24 protein-coding genes and 4 tRNA genes are annotated in these 21,008 nt (G+C 59.3%); 16 read left to right on the top strand and 12 right to left on the bottom strand.

The features are described from left to right. Positions 1-7 precede the first annotated feature (7 nt). From K5K89_RS19515 to K5K89_RS19500, 4 genes are all read left to right on the top strand, one after another. Positions 8-772, top strand: a complete 765-nt coding sequence (locus tag K5K89_RS19515) for an SDR family oxidoreductase (RefSeq protein WP_071492214.1) — start codon at positions 8-10, stop codon at positions 770-772. Between the two features lie 107 nt (positions 773-879). Beyond that, positions 880-955: transfer RNA gene (locus K5K89_RS19510), tRNA-Val, on the top strand. Positions 956-1,010: 55 nt separating this feature from the next. Next, positions 1,011-1,087, top strand: a tRNA-Asp gene (locus K5K89_RS19505). Between the two features lie 105 nt (positions 1,088-1,192). Beyond that, positions 1,193-1,269: transfer RNA gene (locus tag K5K89_RS19500), tRNA-Asp, on the top strand. 162 nt (positions 1,270-1,431) lie between these two features. Here the strand turns inward: K5K89_RS19500 and K5K89_RS19495 are convergent. Next, entirely contained in the window at positions 1,432-2,715 is a 1,284-nt protein-coding gene (locus tag K5K89_RS19495) for an NAD(P)/FAD-dependent oxidoreductase (RefSeq protein WP_222540079.1), read from the bottom strand. A 184-nt stretch (positions 2,716-2,899) separates the two neighbouring features. Between K5K89_RS19495 and K5K89_RS19490 the strand changes: the two genes are divergently transcribed. After that, positions 2,900-2,976, top strand: a tRNA-Val gene (locus K5K89_RS19490). A 97-nt stretch (positions 2,977-3,073) separates the two neighbouring features. On the opposite strand, the gene K5K89_RS19485 is transcribed toward K5K89_RS19490, so the two are convergent. Continuing rightward, a complete protein-coding gene (locus K5K89_RS19485; RefSeq protein WP_156792149.1) occupies positions 3,074-3,238 on the bottom strand; it encodes a hypothetical protein in 165 nt (54 codons plus the stop codon). 9 nt (positions 3,239-3,247) lie between these two features. Next, on the bottom strand, positions 3,248-3,793 hold the full coding sequence (locus K5K89_RS19480; RefSeq protein WP_222540078.1) for a hypothetical protein: 546 nt from the start codon (positions 3,791-3,793) through the stop codon (positions 3,248-3,250). 343 nt (positions 3,794-4,136) lie between these two features. Between K5K89_RS19480 and K5K89_RS19475 the strand changes: the two genes are divergently transcribed. From K5K89_RS19475 to pcp, 3 genes are read left to right on the top strand one after another with little or no spacing between them, the layout of a single operon-like run. Continuing rightward, entirely contained in the window at positions 4,137-4,853 is a 717-nt protein-coding gene (locus K5K89_RS19475; protein WP_222540077.1) for a DUF969 domain-containing protein, read from the top strand. After that, positions 4,850-5,800 (top strand): DUF979 domain-containing protein, encoded by a 951-nt coding sequence (locus K5K89_RS19470; RefSeq protein WP_071492205.1) that lies wholly within the window; start codon positions 4,850-4,852, stop codon positions 5,798-5,800. The genes K5K89_RS19475 and K5K89_RS19470 overlap by 4 nt, the downstream gene beginning before the upstream one ends. Before the next feature lie 7 nt (positions 5,801-5,807). Then, positions 5,808-6,449, top strand: coding sequence for a pyroglutamyl-peptidase I (gene pcp, locus K5K89_RS19465; RefSeq protein WP_093124617.1), 642 nt, complete (start codon positions 5,808-5,810; stop codon positions 6,447-6,449). A 15-nt stretch (positions 6,450-6,464) separates the two neighbouring features. On the opposite strand, the gene K5K89_RS19460 is transcribed toward pcp, so the two are convergent. The 5 genes from K5K89_RS19460 to K5K89_RS19440 form a co-directional block, all read right to left on the bottom strand. After that, a complete protein-coding gene (locus K5K89_RS19460; RefSeq protein WP_058426270.1) occupies positions 6,465-6,689 on the bottom strand; it encodes a hypothetical protein in 225 nt (74 codons plus the stop codon). A 124-nt stretch (positions 6,690-6,813) separates the two neighbouring features. Beyond that, complete coding sequence (locus K5K89_RS19455) at positions 6,814-8,214, bottom strand: heavy metal sensor histidine kinase (protein WP_222540076.1); 1,401 nt, start codon at positions 8,212-8,214, stop codon at positions 6,814-6,816. Continuing rightward, positions 8,211-8,882: a heavy metal response regulator transcription factor gene (locus tag K5K89_RS19450; protein ID WP_071492202.1), complete on the bottom strand. Its 672-nt coding sequence runs from the start codon at positions 8,880-8,882 to the stop codon at positions 8,211-8,213. The genes K5K89_RS19455 and K5K89_RS19450 overlap by 4 nt, the downstream gene beginning before the upstream one ends. 42 nt (positions 8,883-8,924) lie before the next feature. Further along, positions 8,925-9,170 carry a DUF2790 domain-containing protein gene (locus tag K5K89_RS19445; RefSeq protein ID WP_071492201.1) on the bottom strand — a complete coding sequence of 82 codons (246 nt, stop codon included), beginning with the start codon at positions 9,168-9,170 and terminating at the stop codon, positions 8,925-8,927. Positions 9,171-9,281: 111 nt separating this feature from the next. Beyond that, complete coding sequence (locus K5K89_RS19440) at positions 9,282-10,052, bottom strand: alpha/beta fold hydrolase (protein WP_222540075.1); 771 nt, start codon at positions 10,050-10,052, stop codon at positions 9,282-9,284. A 211-nt stretch (positions 10,053-10,263) separates the two neighbouring features. On the opposite strand from K5K89_RS19440, the gene K5K89_RS19435 reads away from it, so the two are divergent. Then, a complete protein-coding gene (locus K5K89_RS19435) occupies positions 10,264-10,941 on the top strand; it encodes an HAD-IA family hydrolase (protein ID WP_222540074.1) in 678 nt (225 codons plus the stop codon). A 517-nt stretch (positions 10,942-11,458) separates the two neighbouring features. On the opposite strand, the gene csrA is transcribed toward K5K89_RS19435, so the two are convergent. Beyond that, positions 11,459-11,653 (bottom strand): carbon storage regulator CsrA, encoded by a 195-nt coding sequence (gene csrA / locus K5K89_RS19430; RefSeq protein WP_003192511.1) that lies wholly within the window; start codon positions 11,651-11,653, stop codon positions 11,459-11,461. A gap of 263 nt (positions 11,654-11,916) precedes the next feature. Here csrA and K5K89_RS19425 point away from each other — a divergent pair, with 263 nt between their 5' ends. Next, positions 11,917-12,282, top strand: coding sequence for a penicillin-binding protein activator LpoB (locus K5K89_RS19425; RefSeq protein WP_071492197.1), 366 nt, complete (start codon positions 11,917-11,919; stop codon positions 12,280-12,282). 31 nt (positions 12,283-12,313) lie between these two features. On the opposite strand, the gene K5K89_RS19420 is transcribed toward K5K89_RS19425, so the two are convergent. From K5K89_RS19420 to K5K89_RS19410, 3 genes are all read right to left on the bottom strand, one after another. Beyond that, positions 12,314-13,003: an endonuclease gene (locus K5K89_RS19420; protein WP_071492196.1), complete on the bottom strand. Its 690-nt coding sequence runs from the start codon at positions 13,001-13,003 to the stop codon at positions 12,314-12,316. 4 nt (positions 13,004-13,007) lie between these two features. After that, complete coding sequence (locus K5K89_RS19415) at positions 13,008-13,259, bottom strand: DUF1654 domain-containing protein (RefSeq protein ID WP_083351486.1); 252 nt, start codon at positions 13,257-13,259, stop codon at positions 13,008-13,010. Between the two features lie 171 nt (positions 13,260-13,430). After that, positions 13,431-14,519 carry an asparaginase gene (locus K5K89_RS19410; protein WP_071492194.1) on the bottom strand — a complete coding sequence of 363 codons (1,089 nt, stop codon included), beginning with the start codon at positions 14,517-14,519 and terminating at the stop codon, positions 13,431-13,433. Between the two features lie 553 nt (positions 14,520-15,072). On the opposite strand from K5K89_RS19410, the gene K5K89_RS19405 reads away from it, so the two are divergent. From K5K89_RS19405 to rbsD, 6 genes are read left to right on the top strand one after another with little or no spacing between them, the layout of a single operon-like run. Then, positions 15,073-16,029: a sugar ABC transporter substrate-binding protein gene (locus K5K89_RS19405; protein WP_016978157.1), complete on the top strand. Its 957-nt coding sequence runs from the start codon at positions 15,073-15,075 to the stop codon at positions 16,027-16,029. 58 nt (positions 16,030-16,087) lie between these two features. Beyond that, complete coding sequence (locus K5K89_RS19400; protein WP_071492193.1) at positions 16,088-17,641, top strand: sugar ABC transporter ATP-binding protein; 1,554 nt, start codon at positions 16,088-16,090, stop codon at positions 17,639-17,641. Then, complete coding sequence (locus K5K89_RS19395; RefSeq protein WP_017528200.1) at positions 17,638-18,615, top strand: ABC transporter permease; 978 nt, start codon at positions 17,638-17,640, stop codon at positions 18,613-18,615. The genes K5K89_RS19400 and K5K89_RS19395 overlap by 4 nt, the downstream gene beginning before the upstream one ends. Before the next feature lie 3 nt (positions 18,616-18,618). Next, the gene (locus tag K5K89_RS19390) at positions 18,619-19,641 is read left to right on the top strand and encodes a LacI family DNA-binding transcriptional regulator (protein ID WP_222540073.1); all 1,023 of its coding nucleotides are present in this window, start codon (positions 18,619-18,621) and stop codon (positions 19,639-19,641) included. A 23-nt stretch (positions 19,642-19,664) separates the two neighbouring features. After that, a complete protein-coding gene (gene rbsK, locus K5K89_RS19385; protein ID WP_071492191.1) occupies positions 19,665-20,582 on the top strand; it encodes a ribokinase in 918 nt (305 codons plus the stop codon). Beyond that, the gene (gene rbsD / locus K5K89_RS19380; RefSeq protein ID WP_071492190.1) at positions 20,579-20,983 is read left to right on the top strand and encodes a D-ribose pyranase; all 405 of its coding nucleotides are present in this window, start codon (positions 20,579-20,581) and stop codon (positions 20,981-20,983) included. Before rbsK ends, rbsD begins: the two co-directional genes overlap by 4 nt. Positions 20,984-21,008: the final 25 nt, after the last annotated feature.

Genomic DNA, 21,008 nt, shown 5'->3' with positions numbered 1-21,008 from the left:
GTGGTCCATGGAAGCCGCAGTTGCCAGTAACGGCCGTGTTGCGCTGGTCACCGGCGCGGCACGGGGCATTGGCCTCGGGATTGCCGCATGGCTGATCAGCGAAGGCTGGCAGGTGGTATTGACCGACCTGGACCGTGAGCGCGGTTCCAAGGTGTCCAAGGTGCTGGGTGAGAATGCCTGGTTTATCAGCATGGACGTGGCCGACGAGAAGCAAGTCGCCCAGGGGGTCGCCGAGGTGTTGGGGCAGTTCGGGCGCCTGGACGCGTTGGTCTGCAACGCGGCGGTGGCCGACCCGCGCAACATCACGCTGGAAAGCCTGGACCTCGCGTACTGGAATCGGGTGCTGGCGGTGAACCTCAGTGGGCCGATGTTGCTGGCCAAGCACTGTGCGCCGTATCTGCGCGCCCACGGCGGCGCTATCGTCAACCTGGCGTCGACGCGGGCTCGCCAATCGGAGCCGGACACCGAGGCCTATGCTGCGAGCAAGGGCGGCTTGCTGGCCCTGACACACGCCCTGGCGATGAGTCTGGGGCCGGAAGTGCGGGTCAACGCGGTCAGCCCCGGCTGGATCGATGCGCGTGACCCGGCGGCCCGGCGTGCCGAGCCGTTGAGTGACGCCGATCACGCCCAGCATCCTGCGGGCAGGGTAGGCACCGTGGAAGACGTGGCGGCAATGGTGGCGTGGCTGTTGTCGCGCCAGGCGGGGTTTGTTACCGGGCAAGAGTTTGTTGTGGATGGCGGCATGAGCAAGAAGATGATTTACAGCGAGTAGGGTGGATAGCTGTCTTGAAGCAATTTTGTCTTTTTCAGAAAAACTTCAAGCGGGCTATTGACTTAGGTCCGCTACCTGCGTAAATTTCGCGGCCTCAACGAAGCAAAGGGTGATTAGCTCAGCCGGGAGAGCATCTGCCTTACAAGCAGAGGGTCGGCGGTTCGATCCCGTCATCACCCACCACTTCTTGAGAGTTTTGCTTCAGGGCAAGACGCAACGTTAAAGGTTGCACCGACGCGCAGCGGTAGTTCAGTCGGTTAGAATACCGGCCTGTCACGCCGGGGGTCGCGGGTTCGAGTCCCGTCCGCTGCGCCATATTTTCCAGGTTCGATGTGTCGGACTTGAGATTGAACAGCCAAGGCTGATCGATCAGATGTTTAAAGACGGTTGAGTCCTTATGTTCAGCCGGTCAAGCGATACGCAGCGGTAGTTCAGTCGGTTAGAATACCGGCCTGTCACGCCGGGGGTCGCGGGTTCGAGTCCCGTCCGCTGCGCCATATCTGTCTCAAGGCCTACTGAACGCCTTGGAGCACAAAGCAAGCCTCTGGCTACTTTGATCCGATAGCAAAGACCCTGGTCGAAAGACCGGGGTTTTTTGTGCCTGTGATTTGATAAGTGCGACCTGTAGGAGCCTGCAAACGGGCTCCTACAGGTTCGAGTCAGAATCCCAATTTGTCGCGTAGCCCGTAGTACCAGGCACCCATTGCCGCAAATGGTGTGCGCAACAGTTGCCCACCCGGGAACGGGTAGTGCGGCAGGTCGGCAAACGCGTCAAAACGCTCTGCCTGGCCTCGCAGTGCCTCTGCCAGTACCTTGCCCGCCAGGTGCGTATACGTCACGCCATGGCCGCTGCAGCCCTGTGAGTAGTAGATGTTGTCGCCCAGGCGACCCACCTGCGGCAAACGCGACAGGGTCAGCAGGAAATTGCCGGTCCAGGCGTAGTCTATCTTCACGTCCTTGAGTTGCGGGAAGGCCTTGAGCATCTTCGGGCGGATGATCGCTTCGATATTCGCCGGGTCGCGCGCGCCATACACCACGCCGCCGCCGAAGATCAGGCGCTTGTCGCGGGTGAGGCGATAGTAGTCGAGCAGGTAGTTGCAGTCTTCGACGCAGTAATCCTGCGGCAGCAACGTTCTCGCCAGCTCATCGCCCAAGGGGGCGGTGGTGATCACTTGTGTGCCGCACGGCATGGACTTGGCGGCCAACTCCGGCACCAGGTTGCCCAGGTAGGCATTCCCCGCGACGATGATGAACTTGGCCCTGACCTTGCCCTCGGCGGTATGCACCACCGGGTTGGCGCCGCGCTCGATACGCACGGCAGCGGATTGCTCGTAGATCGTGCCGCCCAGGGACTCCACGGCGGCCGCTTCGCCGAGTGCCAGGTTGAGTGGGTGGATGTGCCCCCCGCTCATGTCCAGCAAGCCGCCGACGTAGTTGTCACAGGCTACTACTTCGCGAATACGGCGTTCGTCCAGCAGCTCCAGTTGGGTGTGGCCGTAGCGCTCCCATAGACGCTTCTGTGACTCCAGATGGCCCATGTGCTTACTGTTGAGCGCGGCGAAAACACCACCATCCTTCAGGTCGCACTGAATCTGATACTTGGCCACCCGCTCACGAATGATCTTGCCGCCTTCAAACGCCATCTGCCCCAGCAGTTGCGCCTGCCTGGGGCCGACACTGCGCTCGATTACATCAATATCACGGCTGTAGCTGTTGACGATCTGCCCGCCATTGCGGCCCGAGGCGCCAAACCCCACCTTGGCGGCTTCCAGCACCGTCACGCGAAAACCGCTCTCCAACAGGAACAGGGCGCTGGAGAGGCCGGTGTAGCCAGCGCCGATCACGCACACATCGGTTTCGACGTCGCCTTGCAGGACTGGGCGAGGTGGAGCTGCATTCGCGGAAGCGGCGTAATACGACTGGGGGTAGGGGGTGTTCGCCATCCTGGAACCTCTGTTTTATATTTTTTACGAGTGCGCCGATCCTACCTGAGTTGAAAATTGCCTGCCAGCCACCCGAAATCCGCAGGTGTACCCCACGCAAATAAAAAATTCGCATATTCATAGGGTTAGCTGCAAAAAAGATGTTGACACCCCTCCGGAATTCCGTAGAATGCCGCCTCACAGCAGGCACGTAGCTCAGTTGGTTAGAGCACCACCTTGACATGGTGGGGGTCGTTGGTTCGAGTCCAATCGCGCCTACCAAACAAAATCCGCTCTGCTGGGCGGTCTAGAAGGGCTCACCGAAAGGTGGGCCCTTTTTTGTTGCCTGCGATTTGAAAAACTTTTGCAAACCCTCTCTTCAGCCCGTATCTCCAAGAAAAATCTGCAGCAACACCAGTTCAACTACCGCCACCAGCAGTAAAAACATCACGAACCCGAGTGAGAACACGCGTTTTCGCCGTGGTGGGGTGTAGTCGCCTGCGAACTCAAGCAGCTTCCAGATGAATTCGAAAAACTCGCTCATGATGAGGGCTTACTTGGCCTTGGCGTTCTTGATATCGCTGATCATCTGTTTGGCAATCGCCTGCACCTGCTTCTGCGTCATGGCCGAGGCAATGCCTTCCCAGGCGGATGACGAGGTGTCGTAGGTGCGCGAGCCAATCGGCGTGCCGGATTTCAGGTCGAAGTAATCCGCGCGGGAGAACACCCAGGCGTTGCCTACCAGCGCACCGGCTACATACCGTGAGCCCGGCTCGATGTAACGAAACTTGCTCACATTGATCTTGATGCCGACACCCTCTTCACCACTTGGTGCTACCGCCGTGCTTTCGGTGACGTTGAAGCCGGCCTGTCGGGCTTCGACCTGAAGCGCGTTGTTCCAGTCGCGCTTGAGCAGGTTCCAGTCCGGGTTTTGCTCGACTTGGCCTTCGCCCTTGATGCTCACTACGAGGTTGTGTTTCGCGGAGTCCGGGATCGCCAGCGCTGCGCTGCTGCCACTTTTTACCTTGGCGGCGCAACCACCCAGCATGGACAGCGCAACTGCGCAGGAGAGGGCGATCAGGGCCTTTTGGGTTTTCATTGAATTTCCGTATCCACAGCAGTTAGGAGGGAGAGGCGTGCGCAGGCCATTCGCGCAGGCCTGTTAAATAAGCGGCGCCAAGATGCGCGAATCCCTGCGGGTCTGTCCACATCTCGTTACATGCAGGCTGTGCAATCACCCACAAAATTTATTGGTTCGCAGCAACAATTTTTCTTGTTGGACACCTCCCGCCCCCAGGCAGCAAAGTTGCCGCCACTGACGCTCGACCTTCTGGGTCAACAATAAAAAAACCGAGCCGACTGCACGCCACTTCCTGCTGTGAACCCTTTGTTCACATCCTGCTGTAATGGCGCCGCAGCGCGCACTTAAGGACCTCACCGCCATGCAAACTGTTGTGAACTTATGGCCGTTGATCGGCGTACTGGTGATCGTGGTTGGCTTTGTATTGCGTATCAACCCTCTGTTGGTGGTCACCGCCGCCGCTATCGCCACCGGGCTTGCCGCCCATTTCCCCCTGGAAAAAATCCTCGCCACCATGGGCGATGGCTTCCTTCAGACCCGTGCCCTGCAATTGATTCTGTTGCTGCCCTTGGCGGTCATTGGACTGCTGGAGCGGCATGGGCTGCGCCTGCATGCGCAGAATTGGATTGCACGGTTCGAGCGCGCCACGGTCGGGCGCTTGTTGATCATCTATCTGTTTGTGCGTGAATCCACGGCCGCCATGGGCTTGACCAGCCTGGGCGGGCATCCGCAGATGGTGCGTCCGCTGCTGGCGCCGATGGCTGAAGGTGCAGCGGAAAAACGCTACGGCAAACTTCCCGACAAACTGCGTCATAAAGTGCTAGCGATGTGCGCGGCAACTGACAATGTCGGCCTGTTTTTTGGTGAGGATATCTTTGTCGCCTTCGGTGCAATCGCCTTGATGCACACCTTCCTGCTGGGCTCGGGGATTGATGTGGAGCCGCTGCATATTGCGGTATGGGGGATTCCTACGGCGATCTGCGCCTTCATCATTCACGCGATCCGCCTGCATCGGTTTGACCGAAGGCTCACCCGAGAGATGACGCCGGCCGCTGCACCCGTGGAGGCCGCACAATGATTATTTCCATTCAATACCTGTATTGGCTGGCCGGGGTTCTGCTGCTGATCACGGCGGGCATGATCCTGATGGATCGCACCCATCCCAAACGCTGGACCAGTGCATTGTTCTGGCTGTTGTTCGCCATTCCATTCCTGATCGGTGAGCGTCTGCCGTCGGTGGCTATCGGGGTAGGCATAGTGGTCATGGCCTTGATAGCCGGCATGGGCGGCGTCGGCCGTGGCAAGCATGCCGAGCTGCACGACAAGGCATCCCGTGCCAGTGCTGGTCGCCTGGGGCACAAGCTGTTCATCCCGGCGTTGGCGATCCCGCTGACCACGGTGATCGGATCGGTGTTGCTCAAGCACACCGAGATCGGCGGAGTGCCGTTGCTGGACCCGAAAAACACGACCTTCGTTTCTCTCGGTATCGGCTGCCTGATCGCCCTTGGCTTGGCGTGTTGGTTGACCCGTGATACGCCGGTGCAGGCCTTGCGTGAATCCCGTCGCCTGACTGAAGCGCTGGGCTGGGCCATGGTGCTGCCGCAGATGCTGGCAATGCTGGGTTTACTGTTCAACGAAGCCGGGGTTGGTACGGCTGTCGCGCATGTCACCACTACCTATATCAACCTTGATTTCAAGTTGGTGGCGGTGATCGTCTATGTGCTGGGCATGGCGTTGTTTACGGTGATCATGGGGAATGGCTTTGCAGCTTTCCCTGTAATGACCGGCGGTGTCGGCGTGCCGGTGTTGGTGGGTATCTATGGCGGTAACCCCGCGGTGATGGCGGCGATCGGTATGTTCTCCGGCTACTGCGGTACCCTGATGACCCCGATGGCAGCCAACTTCAATATCGTCCCGGCGGCGTTGCTCGAGCTGCCGGACAAGAATGCGGTAATCAAGGCCCAGCTTCCGACCGCGTTGATGATGCTGGTGGTCAATATTGTGCTGCTTTATCTGTTGATGTGAGGCCGTGATGCAAATTGTACTGCTGACGGGTTTCGAGCCCTTTGATCAAGACCGGGTGAACCCCTCCTGGGAAGCCGTGCGCCAACTGGACGGCGTGCGACTGGGAAGCGATGTGCAGATTGTTGCGCGATTGCTGCCTTGCGCATTTGCCACGGCGGGCGCTTGCCTGACCGGGCTGATCGACGAGTTGCACCCGGCGATGGTGATTGCGACTGGCCTGGGGCCTGGGCGTAGCGATATCTCAGTCGAACGGGTGGCGATCAATATCAATGATGCACGCATCCCCGATAACCTCGGGGAGCAGCCTATCGATACGGCTGTCGTAGCCGGCGGCCCGGCGGCCTACTTCACGACCTTGCCGATCAAGGCGATGGTCAAGGCTGTGCGCGACGCGGGAGTCGCGGCCTCGGTATCGCAGACGGCTGGGACATTTGTGTGCAACCAGGTGTTTTATCTGTTGCAGCATGCGCTCGCAGGTTCTGGGGTACGCAGTGGGTTTATCCACGTACCTTTTCTGCCAGAGCAGGTGGCAGATTCACAGCGGCCCTCAATGGCGTTGGATACATTGGTTGCGGGGCTGCAGACAGCTGTGCTGGCGGCGTGGCAAACACCGGTGGATGCAGAGGAAGCGGGCGGGCAGGTCAGCTGATCGCCCCGACGCTCCTCAAATCGCAAACAGTCGGGTAAGCCCGAAGGTGATAGCGCAAGCCAGGCCTGTCATGGCGAATGCGGTTGCCACGTACCATTTGATAAGGTTCAGTTCAGTAGTTGCCAGGTCTGCCTTGGAAGCGAAGTGCTTGTCCATGGCGTCTGCCTTGCTCGAAACGGTGATCAGCTTCTCATTCATTTCAGCCAGCCCCTTTTCCAGTAAACCTAATCGCATTTCCATTTCAGGATCTCCATAATTTTACCGCTGCCGGCTCTCCCTTGAGCCCCTTGGGAAGCGAGACTAGTCTGGCTCGCGACCAGTGTTAAGAGACAAACCTTTGCAAAATAACACCGGGCGTTTGCGCTCAATCTTCCCGTCTAGGAAAGAACAACTCAAAACACGTCACACCTGCCTCACTGCTTACGCTGTACCGCCCGTTATGCAGTTGCATGATGGTTGCCACAATCGATAATCCCAACCCGTTGGACTGTGCAGAACGTTCCCGTGACTCATCCACCCGGTAAAACCGTTCGAACAGCCGCGGCAGATGCTCGGCGGCGATGGTCTCGCCCTGATTGCTGACCCTCAGGTGAATGCCATCGGCGCTTGGCACCGCGCGGATCTCCAGCTCGGTACGTGGCGCACCATATTTGATGGCGTTGGCGCACAGGTTCGCCAGCGCCCTGCGCAGCAGCATCGGCTCCGCCCAGATCACGCCTTCACCTTCGGCGTGAATGCTGATATCCGCATCACCCGCCAAGCCCTCAAAGTACTCGGCGATGCGCTCCACCTCGTCCCAGGCACTGAGTTCCTGGCGTTGCCGCAAAGCACTGGCCGGGTCGGTGCGCGCGAGGAACAGCATGTTATCGAGCATCCGCGCCAGGCGTTCAAGCTCTTCCACATTGGACGCCAACAACTGCTGATAACTTTCAATGCTGCGGTGCTGTTGAAGGGCGACCTGTGTTTCCCCCAGCAAATTGTTGATGGGGGTGCGCAGCTCGTGGGCCATGTCGGTGGACACCTGACCCAGTTGGACAAAGCCCTTGGCCAGCCGCTCAAGCATGGTATTGAATGAATCAATCATCGGCAGCAGTTCTTTAGGCGCACCGTGGCTGTCGAGGCGTTCAGCGAGGTTGCCGACGCCAATGCCTTGAGCGTGCCGGGCCAGGCGTCGCAACGGTAACAGCCCGCGATGAACCAGCAGGTAGCCGACCAGGGCCAGGATGAGTGCGGCAATGCTCGCCAGGATATAAACGCTCAGGCGATAGCTGGCGAGTACGCTGGTGCGCTCGGTCATCAGGCGCCCCGTGGTGACTTGCAGGCTGCCCAGGTCGCCGGAGTCGATGGACGCGGCGACGGTGGCGAAGGGTACGCCGTTGATGCTGGGAAAATGGTGTACGTCGGCGAGCGTCAGTTCGTGGTTCTTGGGGACCGGGGGTATGGAAGGCAGGTCGATATTGCCGGGATTGACCGTCAGCAATGGCTTCTGTCCTGGCGCGGCGATGCTCAGTACCGATTCGCGGTTGCCGAGCATGTTCTGGAACAACTCCGGCTTGGTCTTGATCAGGTCCAGGGTGTTGCTGTCATTGAGCAGGTTGCGCAACTGATCGATGCGGTAGATCAAGGCCGCGTCGTCACGCATGATCAATTCCCGCTCCAGTTCGCGATACAGCGCCACACCGAGGGTCGCCAGCAGGGCGAAGGCGAGGAGGGCGAAGATCAACGCCAGGCGCAGGGTCAGGGAGTAATGACGGCGTGTGTTCATGGCTGGGTATCGAAACGGTAGCCGATGCCACGCACGCTGTGGATCAGCTTGAGCTGGAACGGGTCGTCGATTTTCAGGCGCAGGCGCCGTACGGCCACGTCGACCACGTTGGTGTCGCTGTCGAAATTCATGTCCCACACCCGCGAGGCGATCAGCGAGCGGGACAGCACCTGGTCCTGATGAGTGGCGAACAGGTGCAGCAAGGCGAACTCTTTGTTGGTCAGGGTGATGCGGGTGCCGGCGCGGGTGACACGGCGTTTGAGCACGTCGATTTGCAGGTCGGCGATCTGCAGTTGTTCCTCTTCCCGGCTTGGGCCGCGACGGGTCAGGGTTCGTAAGCGTGCCACCAGTTCAGCGAAGGAAAAAGGCTTGATCAGGTAATCATCGGCACCCAGCTCCAGGCCCTTGATGCGGTCGGCAATGTCGTCGCGAGCCGTCAGGAAAAGTACCGGCGTATCGGCTTCCTTTCGCAGGCGGCGCAGCACCTCCCAGCCGTCCATTTTCGGCATCATCACATCCAGCACGATCACGTCGAACGCTGTTTCCAGGGCCTGATGCAAACCGTCCACGCCGTCACGGGCGAGGCTGACGGAGTAACCCAGTTCCTGCAGGCCGTTGAGCAGGTAATTGCCGGCCTTGGGTTCGTCTTCGACTACAAGAATGTTCATGGGAAGTGCCCTGTCTCAATGCGTGGCGCAAGTGTAGCCCGATCAATTGTCGCTGGCGCAACCGATGCCCTGGACCTGGTAGTCCAACACATGTTCGCGACCCTGGCTGTCCAGGTAGTCGAGGCGCGCCGGGACGATGCCGCATTGGCCGTAGGTGTCGGTGCTCGACAGCACTTTGGCCACATCCAGGTGCACGAAGAAGCCGGTTTTGTCATGGATCACAGGTTCTGCGGCAAGCACGGAACCGGTAGCGAGCAGAGCGGTAAAACCGAGGACAAACAGTTTCATGGTGGTATCTCTCTTAAAGGGTTGGCTGCCAGATCGTGACAGTGAGTTCACGGTAACCAGGCACCCCGAACAGCCAACCAACAGGATGATGACAAGTTTGTAATGCGCGGCTCAGGGCTGGCGGCCAGAGGCCTCGAGGATCAGGTCGGTGATTTCCTTGGCGTGGGACACCAGCGACAGGTGGCTCGAAGGCAGCTCGATGGTGGTGGCGTTCATGCGCTTGGCGAGGAAGCGCTCCAGGTCCGGATTGATGGTCTGGTCATTCGCCGACACTGCATACCAGGAAGGCTTGGTGTGCCAGGCGGCGTTGACGGTGCGACCGCTGAACAGGGTCTTGGCGATGGGCTGCTGCACGGCGTACAGCTCCATGGCCTTGGCATGCGGCACATCGCCGGCAAAGTATTTGAGGAAGGCCTCCTGGCTCAGGGTGAGGTAGCCGTCGTGGTCTTCAACGCCGGCCCGCACCGGCATGCTCGGATACTTTGCCGAGAGTGCGACAAAGTCTTCATTGGCGTCCGGCGCGCGGGCGGCCACGTACACCAGGGCGCTGACCTTCGGGTTGGCCCCGGCGTCGCTGACCACGGTGCCGGCGTAGGAGTGGCCGACCAGCACGGTGGGGCCGTCTTGCTGGTCCAGTACACGGTTGGTGGCGGCCACGTCGTCGGCCACCGAGGTCAGCGGGTTCTGCACGGCAGTGACATGCAGACCGGCGGCCTGGAGGCGGGTGATCACCTCGGACCAGCTCGAGCCGTCAGCCCAGGAACCATGCACCAGCACCACGTTATCGGCTTTGACTGGCGCCACGTTGCCGGCCATGGCGGTGCCCGTGCCCAGCATCAGCAGGCTGGCGGCGATCAGGCAGAGTTTGCTTGCAGGTTTCATGGGGGGACCCTTTTCATCAGTAGGAAGTGGCGTCATCCGGTGTGGGTGACTGACGATTCCACTGTATGAAGTGAGGGTGCTGGTAAGACTTACCGCTCCATTACAAACCTGTAATGCAATCTACGGATCACCTCGGTAGCGTTTACAAGCACCGAGGTGATCCGTAGATTGCATCGGCCTATCATTTTTCCGCCCATGAGGAATTCGCTCAGTGTCTATCCGAGCTTCAGCCGTGTTCAACCGCCGTTACCGTGCCTTTTTGTTTGATATGGATGGGACCTTGCTCAACTCCATTGCCGCTGCCGAGCGGGTGTGGAGCATCTGGGCTGAACGTCATGGGCTGGATGTGGCGGCTTTTTTGACGACTATTCACGGCGCCCGCGCGATCGACACCATTACGCGCCAGGCATTGCCGGGCGTCGATCCCGAGGTTGAAGCGCAGTGGATCACCGAGGCTGAAATCAATGATGTCGAAGGTGTTGTGGCGATTTCCGGCGCCGTGGCGTTTCTGAACCGTCTGCCGGGTGATCAATGGGCGTTGGTCACTTCTGCCCCCAGGGAGTTGGCGTTGCGCCGACTGCAAGCAGCGGGCATTGCGCCGCCGGCGGTATTGGTGACGGCTGAAGACGTGGCCGTCGGCAAGCCGAATCCGGCTTGTTACGTTTTGGGGGCGCAACGCCTGGGTGTGCCGGTGCAGGAATGCCTGGTGTTTGAAGATGCGGCGGTGGGTATTCGTGCGGGAGAGGCCGCAGGCGCGGATGTGATGGTCGTGACGTCGACGCATCACACGCCTGTGGCCACTGACCACCCTTCGATAGACGGGTACCAGCAGTTGGACGTACAGCGTGACGCAGACGGCTTGTTGTACTTGCAGAGTCGGGCGGGCTGATACGAAAAGGCCAAACTCGTGCTGTGACGCTGTTGATAGCGGTGCCTGCTAGCGATGAGCGCGATATCACTGACGCGTTTGCCGGCACAACCTGCGTTGCACGGACTTCTGGATAGGTTTGAGACAAAACAGGAACAAGTACCCGCAAAGCAGCAGCGCCAAGTCCAGCCCCGAATGAGGAGCGGCGGAGCCGGAGCCTTCGATTGCATACTTCAAACCATAGGCCAGCCCTGCGAAGACCCATCCTATCGATAAGGCGATCATCCAAGACGTGTAGGCAAATGGCGGTGGGGGCCTGGGCCGCATCGACATGCTCCTGAATGCACACGGATGGCTGAGTGTCAGTCAGAAGATTCGGCTGAGAATGAAACAACAAGTTCCGGGCGTGAAGACAGTTTCATCTTTCCATGAAGATGAACGCATTGGTGGCGTCAGTCACGCAGCAATGACAAGAGCGGTGTGAAGAGGTTTTCGCCAGCCATTACAGTGCACGAAAGGGCTGGCTACTGAGGGCGCTTCAAGGCGTCTGGTTTTTGTCCGGGGCAGTCAAACCGGCCTGGATGCGCTGGTAGATCTCCTCGCGATGCACGGCAACATCCTTGGGTGCGTTGATGCCGATTCTTACTTGCTGGCCGCTGACGCCCAGGATGGTGATCGTGATGTCATCACCGATGTTTATGCTTTCACCAACTTTGCGGGTGAGTATCAGCATGGACTTCTCCTTGATTACTTTTAAGGACACATGTTTCAGACAGGGCAGGTGTCGGATGTGTGTAGCTTACTGCTAAGCGCTTCCCTGTGACTGCCTCTTTTTAGGACGCATAGAGGCGACATTAATTCCCATGGCGGCATCATACAGGTCTGCGATACATGATTCGCATTGTTTAAGCCAACGTTTATGACGGCCAGAATAGACAGTGAATGATAAAGTCGCCTCTTTATCTTTAAAGGAGCAGGGCAGTGCGTAAAGTAGCGATGGCAATGGCGGTGTTGGCATTGGCCGGTTGCGGTGAGGGCAAACGCGTGGAGGCCCCCAGGAGCAAGCCTGTCGTGACCGAAAACCAGCCTCGAACCGGCGCGATTGCTGCCCAGGAATGGGATGTGTGGGTCGGGCCGCCGGACCACAAGCTACAGGCCATCACCGACCTTACGGCCTGGTTGCTGGAACATGGTTTCAACTTTTACATCGTGAAGGTTGACGGCAAGGACGAAGTCTTGCTGGGGCCGTTCGCGACCAAGGCTGAAGCGGAGGCCAAGCAGGCACTGCTCAACGAGAAAATGGCGCGCGCCAAGAAAACCGATACCGAATCGCAGGTTATCGAGCACAAGGCGGCACAGTAACGCGCCGGGTGGGCGGGAGTTTCGCCCATTTTCAACTACAGGCTTTCAGATTCACCGGGCCGACAAACTCATTGCCGCGCCCCATCACACACGCCACTGTCTGGTTACGCTGGCGCTCCCAGGCCTGCACCGGGTAGGTCTTGTTCCAGGCTTCGTACAACTGGCGATCCTGTTTCGACAGTCGCAAGCCGTACTGTTTGCTCATATAAAAATAGGTGCGGGCGATCATTCCCCGGATGGAAGGGCGCGGCATGACCTTCTTGGCCTTGAAATCCACTTGAGTCAGGCAAGACCCATACTGCCCGCTTTGTACCGGCAGCCAGCCAAAACTGAAGTTATTTCGGTCACCGTTGACCTCACCGATGCTGGGTACCAGGTTGTGCAGGTCCGCTTCGGCACGCTTGAACACGTCATCATGGCGCGTGCAGTTCTTACGCCCACCGTCCTGCCAGCATTGGCGCTGATGCCCGATCTGCCAGGCGGGAACAATGTGCTCCCATTCGATGCGTGCGGCACGATTGGCGTTTTTGCGGGGGATGTAGCCACAGGCTTTCAAGTCCACGCGATTGCCCGTGTACTTGCAACCGCAATAGAACTCGGTGGATTGTGGAGCGTAGAGCTTCCAGGCGATTTTCTTGGCTTCACTGAACGTGCGTGGCGCCTGGGCGTGGGCGGTGACAGCAAAAAACAGGCAGCACACCGCGATAAAACGGACACTCATTGAATCAATCTTCCTTCGGTACAACCCAGAAAATCTGTACGCCACCGTCGTCACGATAGGCGAGGGTGACGTTGTCGTTCTCTGCTATTTCCTCCAGCAAGCGCGCCCATTCATCCTCGGGCTCGTCCGGCAAACGGAAGATCAACGCTGCCTTGGCTTTCTGGGCGTTGGTTGAATTGATGATCTTTTGCACGCGAATAGCCAGGCGTTCGTAGGCATCAGGTGCGGTTGGCACTGCGGAAGAGGACTTTGCCACGGAGTATTCCTTAATAGGCTGTACGCACATACAGTATTTAACTGTAGGCGATTTCGCAACTACTTAAAATTCAAGAAGTTCGTCTTACAGCAATTCAGGCAATTGGGTGTAGGGCGGGGCGGGATGGTGCAGGAGCGAGCATGCTCGCTCCTGCAGGGGGACAGTCAGGAATCAGTATTCCCAGAACATGCGCTGCAGCTCTTTGCTGTCTTGGGTCTTGGTCAAGGCGACCATGGCCAGGATGCGGGCTTTCTGCGGGTTCAGGTCGAGTGCAGCCACCCAGTCGTATTTGTCGTCAGGCTGTTCGGCGTTGCGCAGAACCATGCCACCGGCATTCACGTGGGAAGAGCGAATGATCTGTACACCCTGTTTGCGCAGTTCCACCAGGGCAGGTACGACTTTGGAGGACACGGAGCCGTTGCCAGTGCCGGCGTGGATGATGGCTTTGGCGCCTGCTTGAGCCAGGGCCTTGTAGGCAGTGTCGCTCACGTTGCCGTAGCCATAGGCGATCTCGACGTCCGGCAGGCTCTTGATGTTCTTGATATCGAATTCCGAATCCATGGTGTGACGCTTGGCCGGCAAGCGGAACCAGTAGGATTTTCCTTCAACCACCATGCCCAGTGGGCCCCATGGGCTCTTGAACGCTTCGGTCTTGATATTGATCATCTTGCTGACGTCGCGACCCGACTGGATCTCGTCGTTCATGGTGACCAGCACGCCTTTGCCGCGTGCATCCTTGCTGCCGGCCACGGCCACAGCGTTGTACAGGTTGAGCATGCCGTCCGCCGACATGGCGGTGCCTGGTCGCATGGAGCCGACCACCACGATTGGCTTGTCGGTTTTCTCCACCAGGTTCAGGAAGTAGGCGGTTTCTTCCAGGGTGTCGGTACCGTGGGTGATCACGATGCCGTCCACATCCTTGCTGTCGGCCAGTTCGGCGACGCGGCGACCCAGTTGCAGCAGGTTGTCATTGTTGATGCTTTCGGACGCAATTTGCATCACTTGCTCGCCACGCACATTGGCGATCTGGCTAAGCTCAGGAACACCAGCGATCAATTGCTCGATACCGACTTTCGCTGCCTGGTAGGTGGCGCTGTTGGCTGCGCTGGCACCGGCGCCGGCAATGGTACCGCCGGTGGCGAGGATCACCACGTTGGACAGTTTGGTCTTGGTTTCAACTTCCTTTGCCTGGGCGGCAACGGGGAACAACAGCAGGAGGGCTAACGCGCCCGGAACAAAAGTCTTCAGTGCAGATTTCATTATTTTTCTCTCTGGTTTTTGATGAGTGCTGTAGCAGGTTCATCTAGAACACCCGTGCGGTTCTGAATGCCACGAGGTGATGAGGTAGAGCAGGATCTATACCAGGCTCAGCGTAAACGCTAAAACAATTTAAATTATTGATTTATAACAGTTAATATTGATTTTTCGAGCTTGTTGATCATGTGGGTGTCCGGCTTTCCGAACATCGCACTGCATTGCGTTCGGTTGTCCGAAAAAGTTGATCGCCTGGCTCTGGGGGATGCATGAATGGTGCGTTCCAGCCTGTCGTTTCAGACAACGATAGGAAGTGTGTGATGTTTAGCTGCATCTATGCCCAAGCGTGAGGGACGGCCTGGATGAAAGGCTGTTTTCAACCGTTGACAAATCTCGACAAGGTTCTCATAGTTTGAACAACGCAAACGTTTGCGAGATGTTTCACGGAGTACTCATTGAGTATCGTGACAGCTCGTATCAGTCCCCCGGGTGGGAAGGCTGCCGAAGGGGTCTTCGGTGCAAGCGTTGCTCACAATAATCATAAGATCGGAGTGAACCCATGAAGCTGCCATTCGCTGGACGTCTTCTTGCTGTCGCTGTGCTTGCCGCCGCATCCGCTGCCCTGCCTCTCTCCTCTGCATTTGCCGATGACGCCGCCAAACCCAAGGTCGGCCTGGTCATGAAATCCCTCGCCAATGAATTCTTCGTCACCATGCAGGACGGTGCCAAGACGTATCAGAAAGAGCACGCCGCCGATTTCGACATGATCACCAACGGGATCAAGAACGAAACCGACACCAGCGCGCAGATTGATATCGTCAACCAGATGATCCTCGCCAAGGTCAACGCCATCGTGATCGCGCCTGCCGATTCGAAGGCACTGGTCACCGTGCTGAAGAAGGCCTCGGATGCCGGTATCAAGGTCGTCAACATCGATAACCGCCTCGACCCGGATGTGCTTAAAAGCAAGAACCTCGATATCCCGTTCGTAGGCCCGGACAACCGTAAAGGCTCGAAACTGGTGGGTGACTACCTGGCCAAGCAACTGGCCTCGGGTGACAAGGTCGGCATCATCGAAGGTGTGCCGACCACCACCAACGCCCAGCAACGTACCGCAGGCTACAAGGACGCGATGGACGCTGCCGGCATGAAGATTGTGTCCACTCAATCCGGCAACTGGGAAATCGACCAGGGCCAGAAAGTCGCGTCCGCCATGCTGAGCGAATACCCGGACCTCAAGGCCCTGCTGGCCGGTAACGACAACATGGCCCTGGGCGCGGTCTCCGCCGTGCGTGCGGCAGGCAAAGCCGGCAAGGTGCTGGTCGTAGGCTACGACAACATCGAAGCCATCAAGCCGATGCTGCAGGACGGTCGTGTGCTGGCGACCGCTGACCAGGCCGCTGCGCAGCAAGCCGTGTTCGGTATCCAGAATGCGCTCAAGCTGGTCAAGGGTGAGAAAGTCGATGCCAAGGACGGCGTGATCGAGACCCCGGTCGAACTCGTCCTCAAGAAGTAATTCCGGCAATACCCCAACAGCGCCCGCTCGTCCTGGGCGGGCGCCTGGAGATTTTCCTATGTCATCTTCCGCCCCGAACGCTGTCCTCTCGGTCAGCGGTATCGGCAAGACCTATGCCCAACCGGTTCTGTCCGACATCACCCTGACGCTCAATCGTGGGGAAGTGCTGGCGCTGACCGGTGAAAACGGCGCAGGCAAAAGTACCTTGTCGAAGATCATCGGCGGGCTGGTCACGCCGACCACCGGGCAGATGCAGTTCAACGGCCAGGATTATCGCCCTGGCAGCCGCACCCAGGCTGAAGAGCTGGGCGTGCGCATGGTCATGCAGGAACTCAACCTGCTGCCGACGCTGACCGTTGCCGAAAACCTGTTCCTGGATAACCTGCCCAGCCACTGCGGCTGGATCAGCCGCAAGCAACTGCGCAAGGCGGCGGTCGAGGCCATGGCCCAGGTCGGGCTGGACGCTATCGACCCTGACACTCTGGTTGGCAGCCTGGGCATTGGTCATCAGCAAATGGTCGAAATCGCACGCAACCTGATCGGCGATTGTCACGTACTGATCCTTGACGAACCCACGGCCATGCTCACGGCCCGTGAAGTCGAGATGCTGTTCGAACAGATCACCCGTCTGCAGGCCAGGGGCGTGGCGATCATCTATATTTCGCACCGGCTGGAAGAGCTGGCCCGTGTTGCCCAACGTATTGCGGTACTGCGCGACGGCAAGCTGGTCTGTGTCGAGCCGATGGCCAACTACAACAGCGAGCAACTGGTCACCTTGATGGTCGGTCGTGAGCTGGGCGAGCACATCGACCTGGGCCCGCGAACCATCGGGGGGCCGGCGCTGACCGTAAAAGGCCTGACCCGCTCGGACAAGGTCCGCGACGTGTCCTTTGAAGTGCGTGCGGGCGAGATCTATGGCATCTCCGGCCTGATCGGTGCCGGCCGTACTGAATTGTTGCGCCTGATCTTCGGCGCCGACCTGGCCGACAGCGGCACCGTGGCGCTCGGTTCGCCGGCCCAGGTGGTGAGCATCCGCTCGCCCGTGGACGCGGTAGGCCACGGCATTGCCCTGATCACCGAAGACCGCAAGGGTGAAGGGCTGCTGCTGACCCAGTCCATCAGCGCCAACATCGCTCTGGGCAATATGCCGGAAATCTCTGGCGGTGGGGTGGTCAACAGCCGCGACGAAACCGCCTTGGCCAAGCGTCAGATTGACGCCATGCGCATCCGCAGTTCCAGTCCGGCGCAGTTGGTCTCCGAACTGTCCGGCGGTAACCAGCAGAAGGTGGTGATTGGCCGCTGGCTGGAGCGCGACTGCTCGGTGATGCTGTTCGACGAGCCAACCCGCGGCATCGACGTGGGTGCCAAGTTCGATATTTATGCCTTGCTGGGCGAGTTGACCCGCCAGGGCAAAGCGCTGGTGGTGGTGTCCAGCGACCTGCGTGAGCTCATGCTGATCTGCGATCGCATCGGTGTATTGTCCGCCGGGCGCTTGATCGAGACGTTCGAGCGCGACAGCTGGACCCAGGATGAATTGCTCGCCGCCGCCTTCGCCGGCTATCAGAAACGTGATGCGCTGCTCAACGACGCAGTGCTTAGGGATACCCCATGAAAACCACAACTTCCCCTGGCAAGACCGGCGGCAACTTCTATGGCCTGGGTACCTACCTGGGTCTTGCGGGTGCCTTGCTGGCGATGATTGCGCTGTTCTCGGTGCTCAGCGATCACTTCCTGTCCTATGACACCTTCAGTACCCTGGCCAACCAGATTCCGGACCTCATGGTGCTGGCGGTGGGCATGACTTTCATCCTGATCATCGGCGGGATCGACCTGTCGGTGGGCTCGGTGCTGGCACTGGCTGCATCGGCCGTCAGCGTGGCGATCCTCGGCTGGGGCTGGAGCGTGTTGCCGGCTGCCGTACTGGGCATGGGCTGTGCGGCCTTGGCCGGCACCATCACCGGCTCGATCACCGTGGCCTGGCGCATTCCGTCGTTTATCGTCTCCCTCGGCGTGCTGGAAATGGCCCGGGGCGTCGCCTACCAGATGACCGGCTCGCGCACCGCCTACATCGGGGATTCGTTCGCCTGGCTGTCCAACCCGATTGCCTTTGGTATCTCGCCGTCGTTCATCATCGCGTTGCTGGTGATCATCGTCGCGCAGCTGGTGTTGACCCGTACTGTGTTTGGTCGTTACCTGATAGGTATCGGCACCAACGAAGAGGCCGTGCGCCTGGCGGGGATCAATCCAAAGCCCTACAAGATCCTGGTGTTCAGCCTCATGGGCCTGCTGGCCGGCGTGGCGGCGCTGTTCCAGATTTCGCGCCTGGAAGCGGCGGACCCGAACGCCGGCTCCGGCCTGGAGCTGCAAGTGATTGCGGCTGTGGTGATCGGCGGCACCAGCCTGATGGGCGGGCGCGGCTCGGTAATCAGTACTTTCTTTGGTGTGTTGATTATTTCGGTACTGGCGGCTGGCCTGGCGCAGATCGGTGCCACGGAACCGACCAAGCGCATCATCACCGGTGCCGTGATCGTGATTGCCGTGGTACTCGATACCTACCGCAGCCGGCGCGCCAGTCGGCGGGGTTGAACCATGGCAACCATCAAGGATGTGGCAGCGCTTGCGGGTATTTCCTACACCACGGTGTCCCATGTGGTGAACAAGACCCGCCCGGTCAGTGAGCCGGTGCGCATCAAGGTTGAAGCGGCGATCAAGCAGCTCGACTACGTGCCCAGTGCCGTCGCGCGCTCACTCAAGGCCAAGACCACGGCCACCATCGGTTTGCTGGTGCCCAACAGCCTCAACCCGTATTTTGCGGAGTTGGCTCGCGGCATCGAGGATTACTGCGAGCGTAACGGCTACTGCGTCATCCTGTGCAACTCCGACGACAACGCTGAAAAGCAGCGCAACTATTTGCGCGTGTTGCTGGAAAAGCGCATCGACGGCCTGATCGTCACATCGGTGGGCGGCGATGACAGTGGCCTCGCCGCCGGCTTGAGCGCAGTGCGCACGCCCATGGTGATCGTCGACCGGGCGCTGGATGGCATTGATGTGGACCTGGTGCGTATCGATCACGAGGAGGGCGCCTACCTGGCGACCCGGCACCTGCTCGAATTGGGCCATCGCGACATTGCTTGCATTGGCGGCCCTGCCCATACCCGTGTCGCGCAAATGCGTTTGGCGGGCTTTCACCGTGCGCTGCGCGAGGCCGGTGTCGAGGTGGCCGCCAACCGCACCCAGGAAAGCGATTTCACCAGCACGGGCGGTTATGCCGCCGCTGTGCAATTGCTGGCGCAAAACCCGCCCAGTGCGATTTTTGCCAGTAACGACATGATAGGTTTCGGCGTATTGCGTGCAGCGGCAGAGCGCAATATCCGCGTACCCGGCGAGCTGTCTGTGATCGGTTTCGATGACATTCAAATGAGCCGTTACGTCTACCCGGCGCTGACCACGGTCGGGCAGTCGATCGTGCAGCTGGGCGAGACGGCCGCCGAGCTTTTACTGCGAAGAATTGCAACACCCCAAATGCCATTCGATCAACGCATCGTGACGCCGAGCATCGTGTTGCGTGAGTCGACGACACCTGTCTCCGGTACGTTCGCCCAATACCGCTGAACCGAATTGATGAGTACTGATGTATGCCAGCAAAAGTAGTGGTAATAGGCAGCTTGAACATGGACCTGGTCACCCGTGCCAGCCGTTTGCCCCGTGCCGGTGAAACCTTGATCGGCCAGACATTCTCAACCGTACCTGGCGGCAAGGGTGCGAACCAGGCGGTAGCCTCCGCACGCTTGGGGGCCGATGTGTCGATGATCGGCTGTGTCGGCAGCGATGCCTATGGCATCCAGTTGCGCGATGCGTTGGTGGTGGAAGGCATCGATTGCCAGGCCGTCAGCACCGTGGACGGTTCCAGTGGCGTGGCCTTGATCGTGGTCGACGACAGCAGTCAGAACGCGATTGTGATCGTGGCGGGCAGTAACGGCGAACTGACGCCAGCCTCATTGCAGGCGTTTGATGCGGTGCTGCAGACGGCTGAGGTGATCGTCTGCCAGTTGGAAGTGCCGATGAATACGGTAGGCTATGCCCTCAAGCGCGGTCGTGAGCTGGGCAAGACGGTGATCCTCAACCCTGCACCGGCCAGCGCGCCGTTGCCGGCCGAGTGGTACGCCTCGATCGACTACCTGATCCCCAATGAAAGCGAAGCTGGCGCACTGAGTGGCGTGGCCGTCGACTCCATTGACAGTGCCAAGGCCGCGGCCACCCAACTGATCCAGGCGGGCGCCGGCAAAGTCATCGTCACCCTGGGTTCTCAGGGCGCACTGTTTACCGACGGCCAGAATTTCGAGCACCTGCATGCGCCCAAGGTCAAGGCGGTAGACACAACGGCAGCGGGTGATACGTTCGTCGGTGGCTTTGCTGCGGCGTTGGCCAACGGCAAGAGCGAGGCCGAGGCCATTCGTTTTGGCCAGGTCGCGGCGGCATTGTCGGTCACCCGCGCCGGTGCGCAGCCCTCTATTCCAACGCTGCATGACGTACAAGGTTTTGTGCCCTCATGAAAAAGACACCTCTGCTCAATATTGCCCTGTCGCGTGTGATCGCCTCCCTGGGGCACGGTGACATCCTCGTGATCGGTGACGCTGGCCTGCCGGTGCCGCCGGGTGTCGAGTTGATCGACCTGGCGTTGACCCAGGGCATTCCGGATTTCATCAGCACCTTGCGTATCGTGCTCAGCGAGATGCAGGTTGAACGCCATGTGCTGGCGGAAGAAATCCTGCTCAAGCAACCACCGGCGCTGGTCGAGCTCAATGCGCTCACAGAGCAGGCGGCCCTCGGTGAGCGGCGCCTGGTCAGCCATGACGAATTCAAGCAGCTCAGCCACAAGGCGCGCGCGGTGGTGCGCACTGGCGAATGCCAGCCTTACTGCAATATCGCGCTGGTGTCCGGCGTAACGTTCTAGCGTTCTCAACGACAAGGAGTGTTTT

This window comes from Pseudomonas sp. DR208 (assembly GCF_019823005.1).
Lineage (GTDB): Bacteria > Pseudomonadota > Gammaproteobacteria > Pseudomonadales > Pseudomonadaceae > Aquipseudomonas > Aquipseudomonas extremorientalis.
Note: the sequence above shows the minus strand (reverse complement) of the source record. Positions and strands in the feature narration are given on the sequence as shown.

Excerpts from the sequence above, each read along its gene's own strand:
- K5K89_RS19515 (WP_071492214.1), top strand. The coding sequence starts at position 8 with ATGGAAGCCGCAGTTGCCAGTAACGGCCGTGTTGCGCTGGTCACCGGC.
- K5K89_RS19495 (WP_222540079.1), bottom strand. The coding sequence starts at position 2,715 with ATGGCGAACACCCCCTACCCCCAGTCGTATTACGCCGCTTCCGCGAAT.
- K5K89_RS19485 (WP_156792149.1), bottom strand. The coding sequence starts at position 3,238 with ATGAGCGAGTTTTTCGAATTCATCTGGAAGCTGCTTGAGTTCGCAGGC.
- K5K89_RS19480 (WP_222540078.1), bottom strand. The coding sequence starts at position 3,793 with ATGAAAACCCAAAAGGCCCTGATCGCCCTCTCCTGCGCAGTTGCGCTG.
- K5K89_RS19475 (WP_222540077.1), top strand. The coding sequence starts at position 4,137 with ATGCAAACTGTTGTGAACTTATGGCCGTTGATCGGCGTACTGGTGATC.
- K5K89_RS19470 (WP_071492205.1), top strand. The coding sequence starts at position 4,850 with ATGATTATTTCCATTCAATACCTGTATTGGCTGGCCGGGGTTCTGCTG.
- pcp (WP_093124617.1), top strand. The coding sequence starts at position 5,808 with ATGCAAATTGTACTGCTGACGGGTTTCGAGCCCTTTGATCAAGACCGG.
- K5K89_RS19460 (WP_058426270.1), bottom strand. The coding sequence starts at position 6,689 with ATGGAAATGCGATTAGGTTTACTGGAAAAGGGGCTGGCTGAAATGAAT.
- K5K89_RS19455 (WP_222540076.1), bottom strand. The coding sequence starts at position 8,214 with ATGAACACACGCCGTCATTACTCCCTGACCCTGCGCCTGGCGTTGATC.
- K5K89_RS19450 (WP_071492202.1), bottom strand. The coding sequence starts at position 8,882 with ATGAACATTCTTGTAGTCGAAGACGAACCCAAGGCCGGCAATTACCTG.
- K5K89_RS19445 (WP_071492201.1), bottom strand. The coding sequence starts at position 9,170 with ATGAAACTGTTTGTCCTCGGTTTTACCGCTCTGCTCGCTACCGGTTCC.
- K5K89_RS19440 (WP_222540075.1), bottom strand. The coding sequence starts at position 10,052 with ATGAAACCTGCAAGCAAACTCTGCCTGATCGCCGCCAGCCTGCTGATG.
- csrA (WP_003192511.1), bottom strand. The coding sequence starts at position 11,653 with ATGCTGATACTCACCCGCAAAGTTGGTGAAAGCATAAACATCGGTGAT.
- K5K89_RS19425 (WP_071492197.1), top strand. The coding sequence starts at position 11,917 with ATGGCAATGGCGGTGTTGGCATTGGCCGGTTGCGGTGAGGGCAAACGC.
- K5K89_RS19420 (WP_071492196.1), bottom strand. The coding sequence starts at position 13,003 with ATGAGTGTCCGTTTTATCGCGGTGTGCTGCCTGTTTTTTGCTGTCACC.
- K5K89_RS19410 (WP_071492194.1), bottom strand. The coding sequence starts at position 14,519 with ATGAAATCTGCACTGAAGACTTTTGTTCCGGGCGCGTTAGCCCTCCTG.
- K5K89_RS19405 (WP_016978157.1), top strand. The coding sequence starts at position 15,073 with ATGAAGCTGCCATTCGCTGGACGTCTTCTTGCTGTCGCTGTGCTTGCC.
- K5K89_RS19400 (WP_071492193.1), top strand. The coding sequence starts at position 16,088 with ATGTCATCTTCCGCCCCGAACGCTGTCCTCTCGGTCAGCGGTATCGGC.
- K5K89_RS19395 (WP_017528200.1), top strand. The coding sequence starts at position 17,638 with ATGAAAACCACAACTTCCCCTGGCAAGACCGGCGGCAACTTCTATGGC.
- K5K89_RS19390 (WP_222540073.1), top strand. The coding sequence starts at position 18,619 with ATGGCAACCATCAAGGATGTGGCAGCGCTTGCGGGTATTTCCTACACC.
- rbsK (WP_071492191.1), top strand. The coding sequence starts at position 19,665 with ATGCCAGCAAAAGTAGTGGTAATAGGCAGCTTGAACATGGACCTGGTC.
- rbsD (WP_071492190.1), top strand. The coding sequence starts at position 20,579 with ATGAAAAAGACACCTCTGCTCAATATTGCCCTGTCGCGTGTGATCGCC.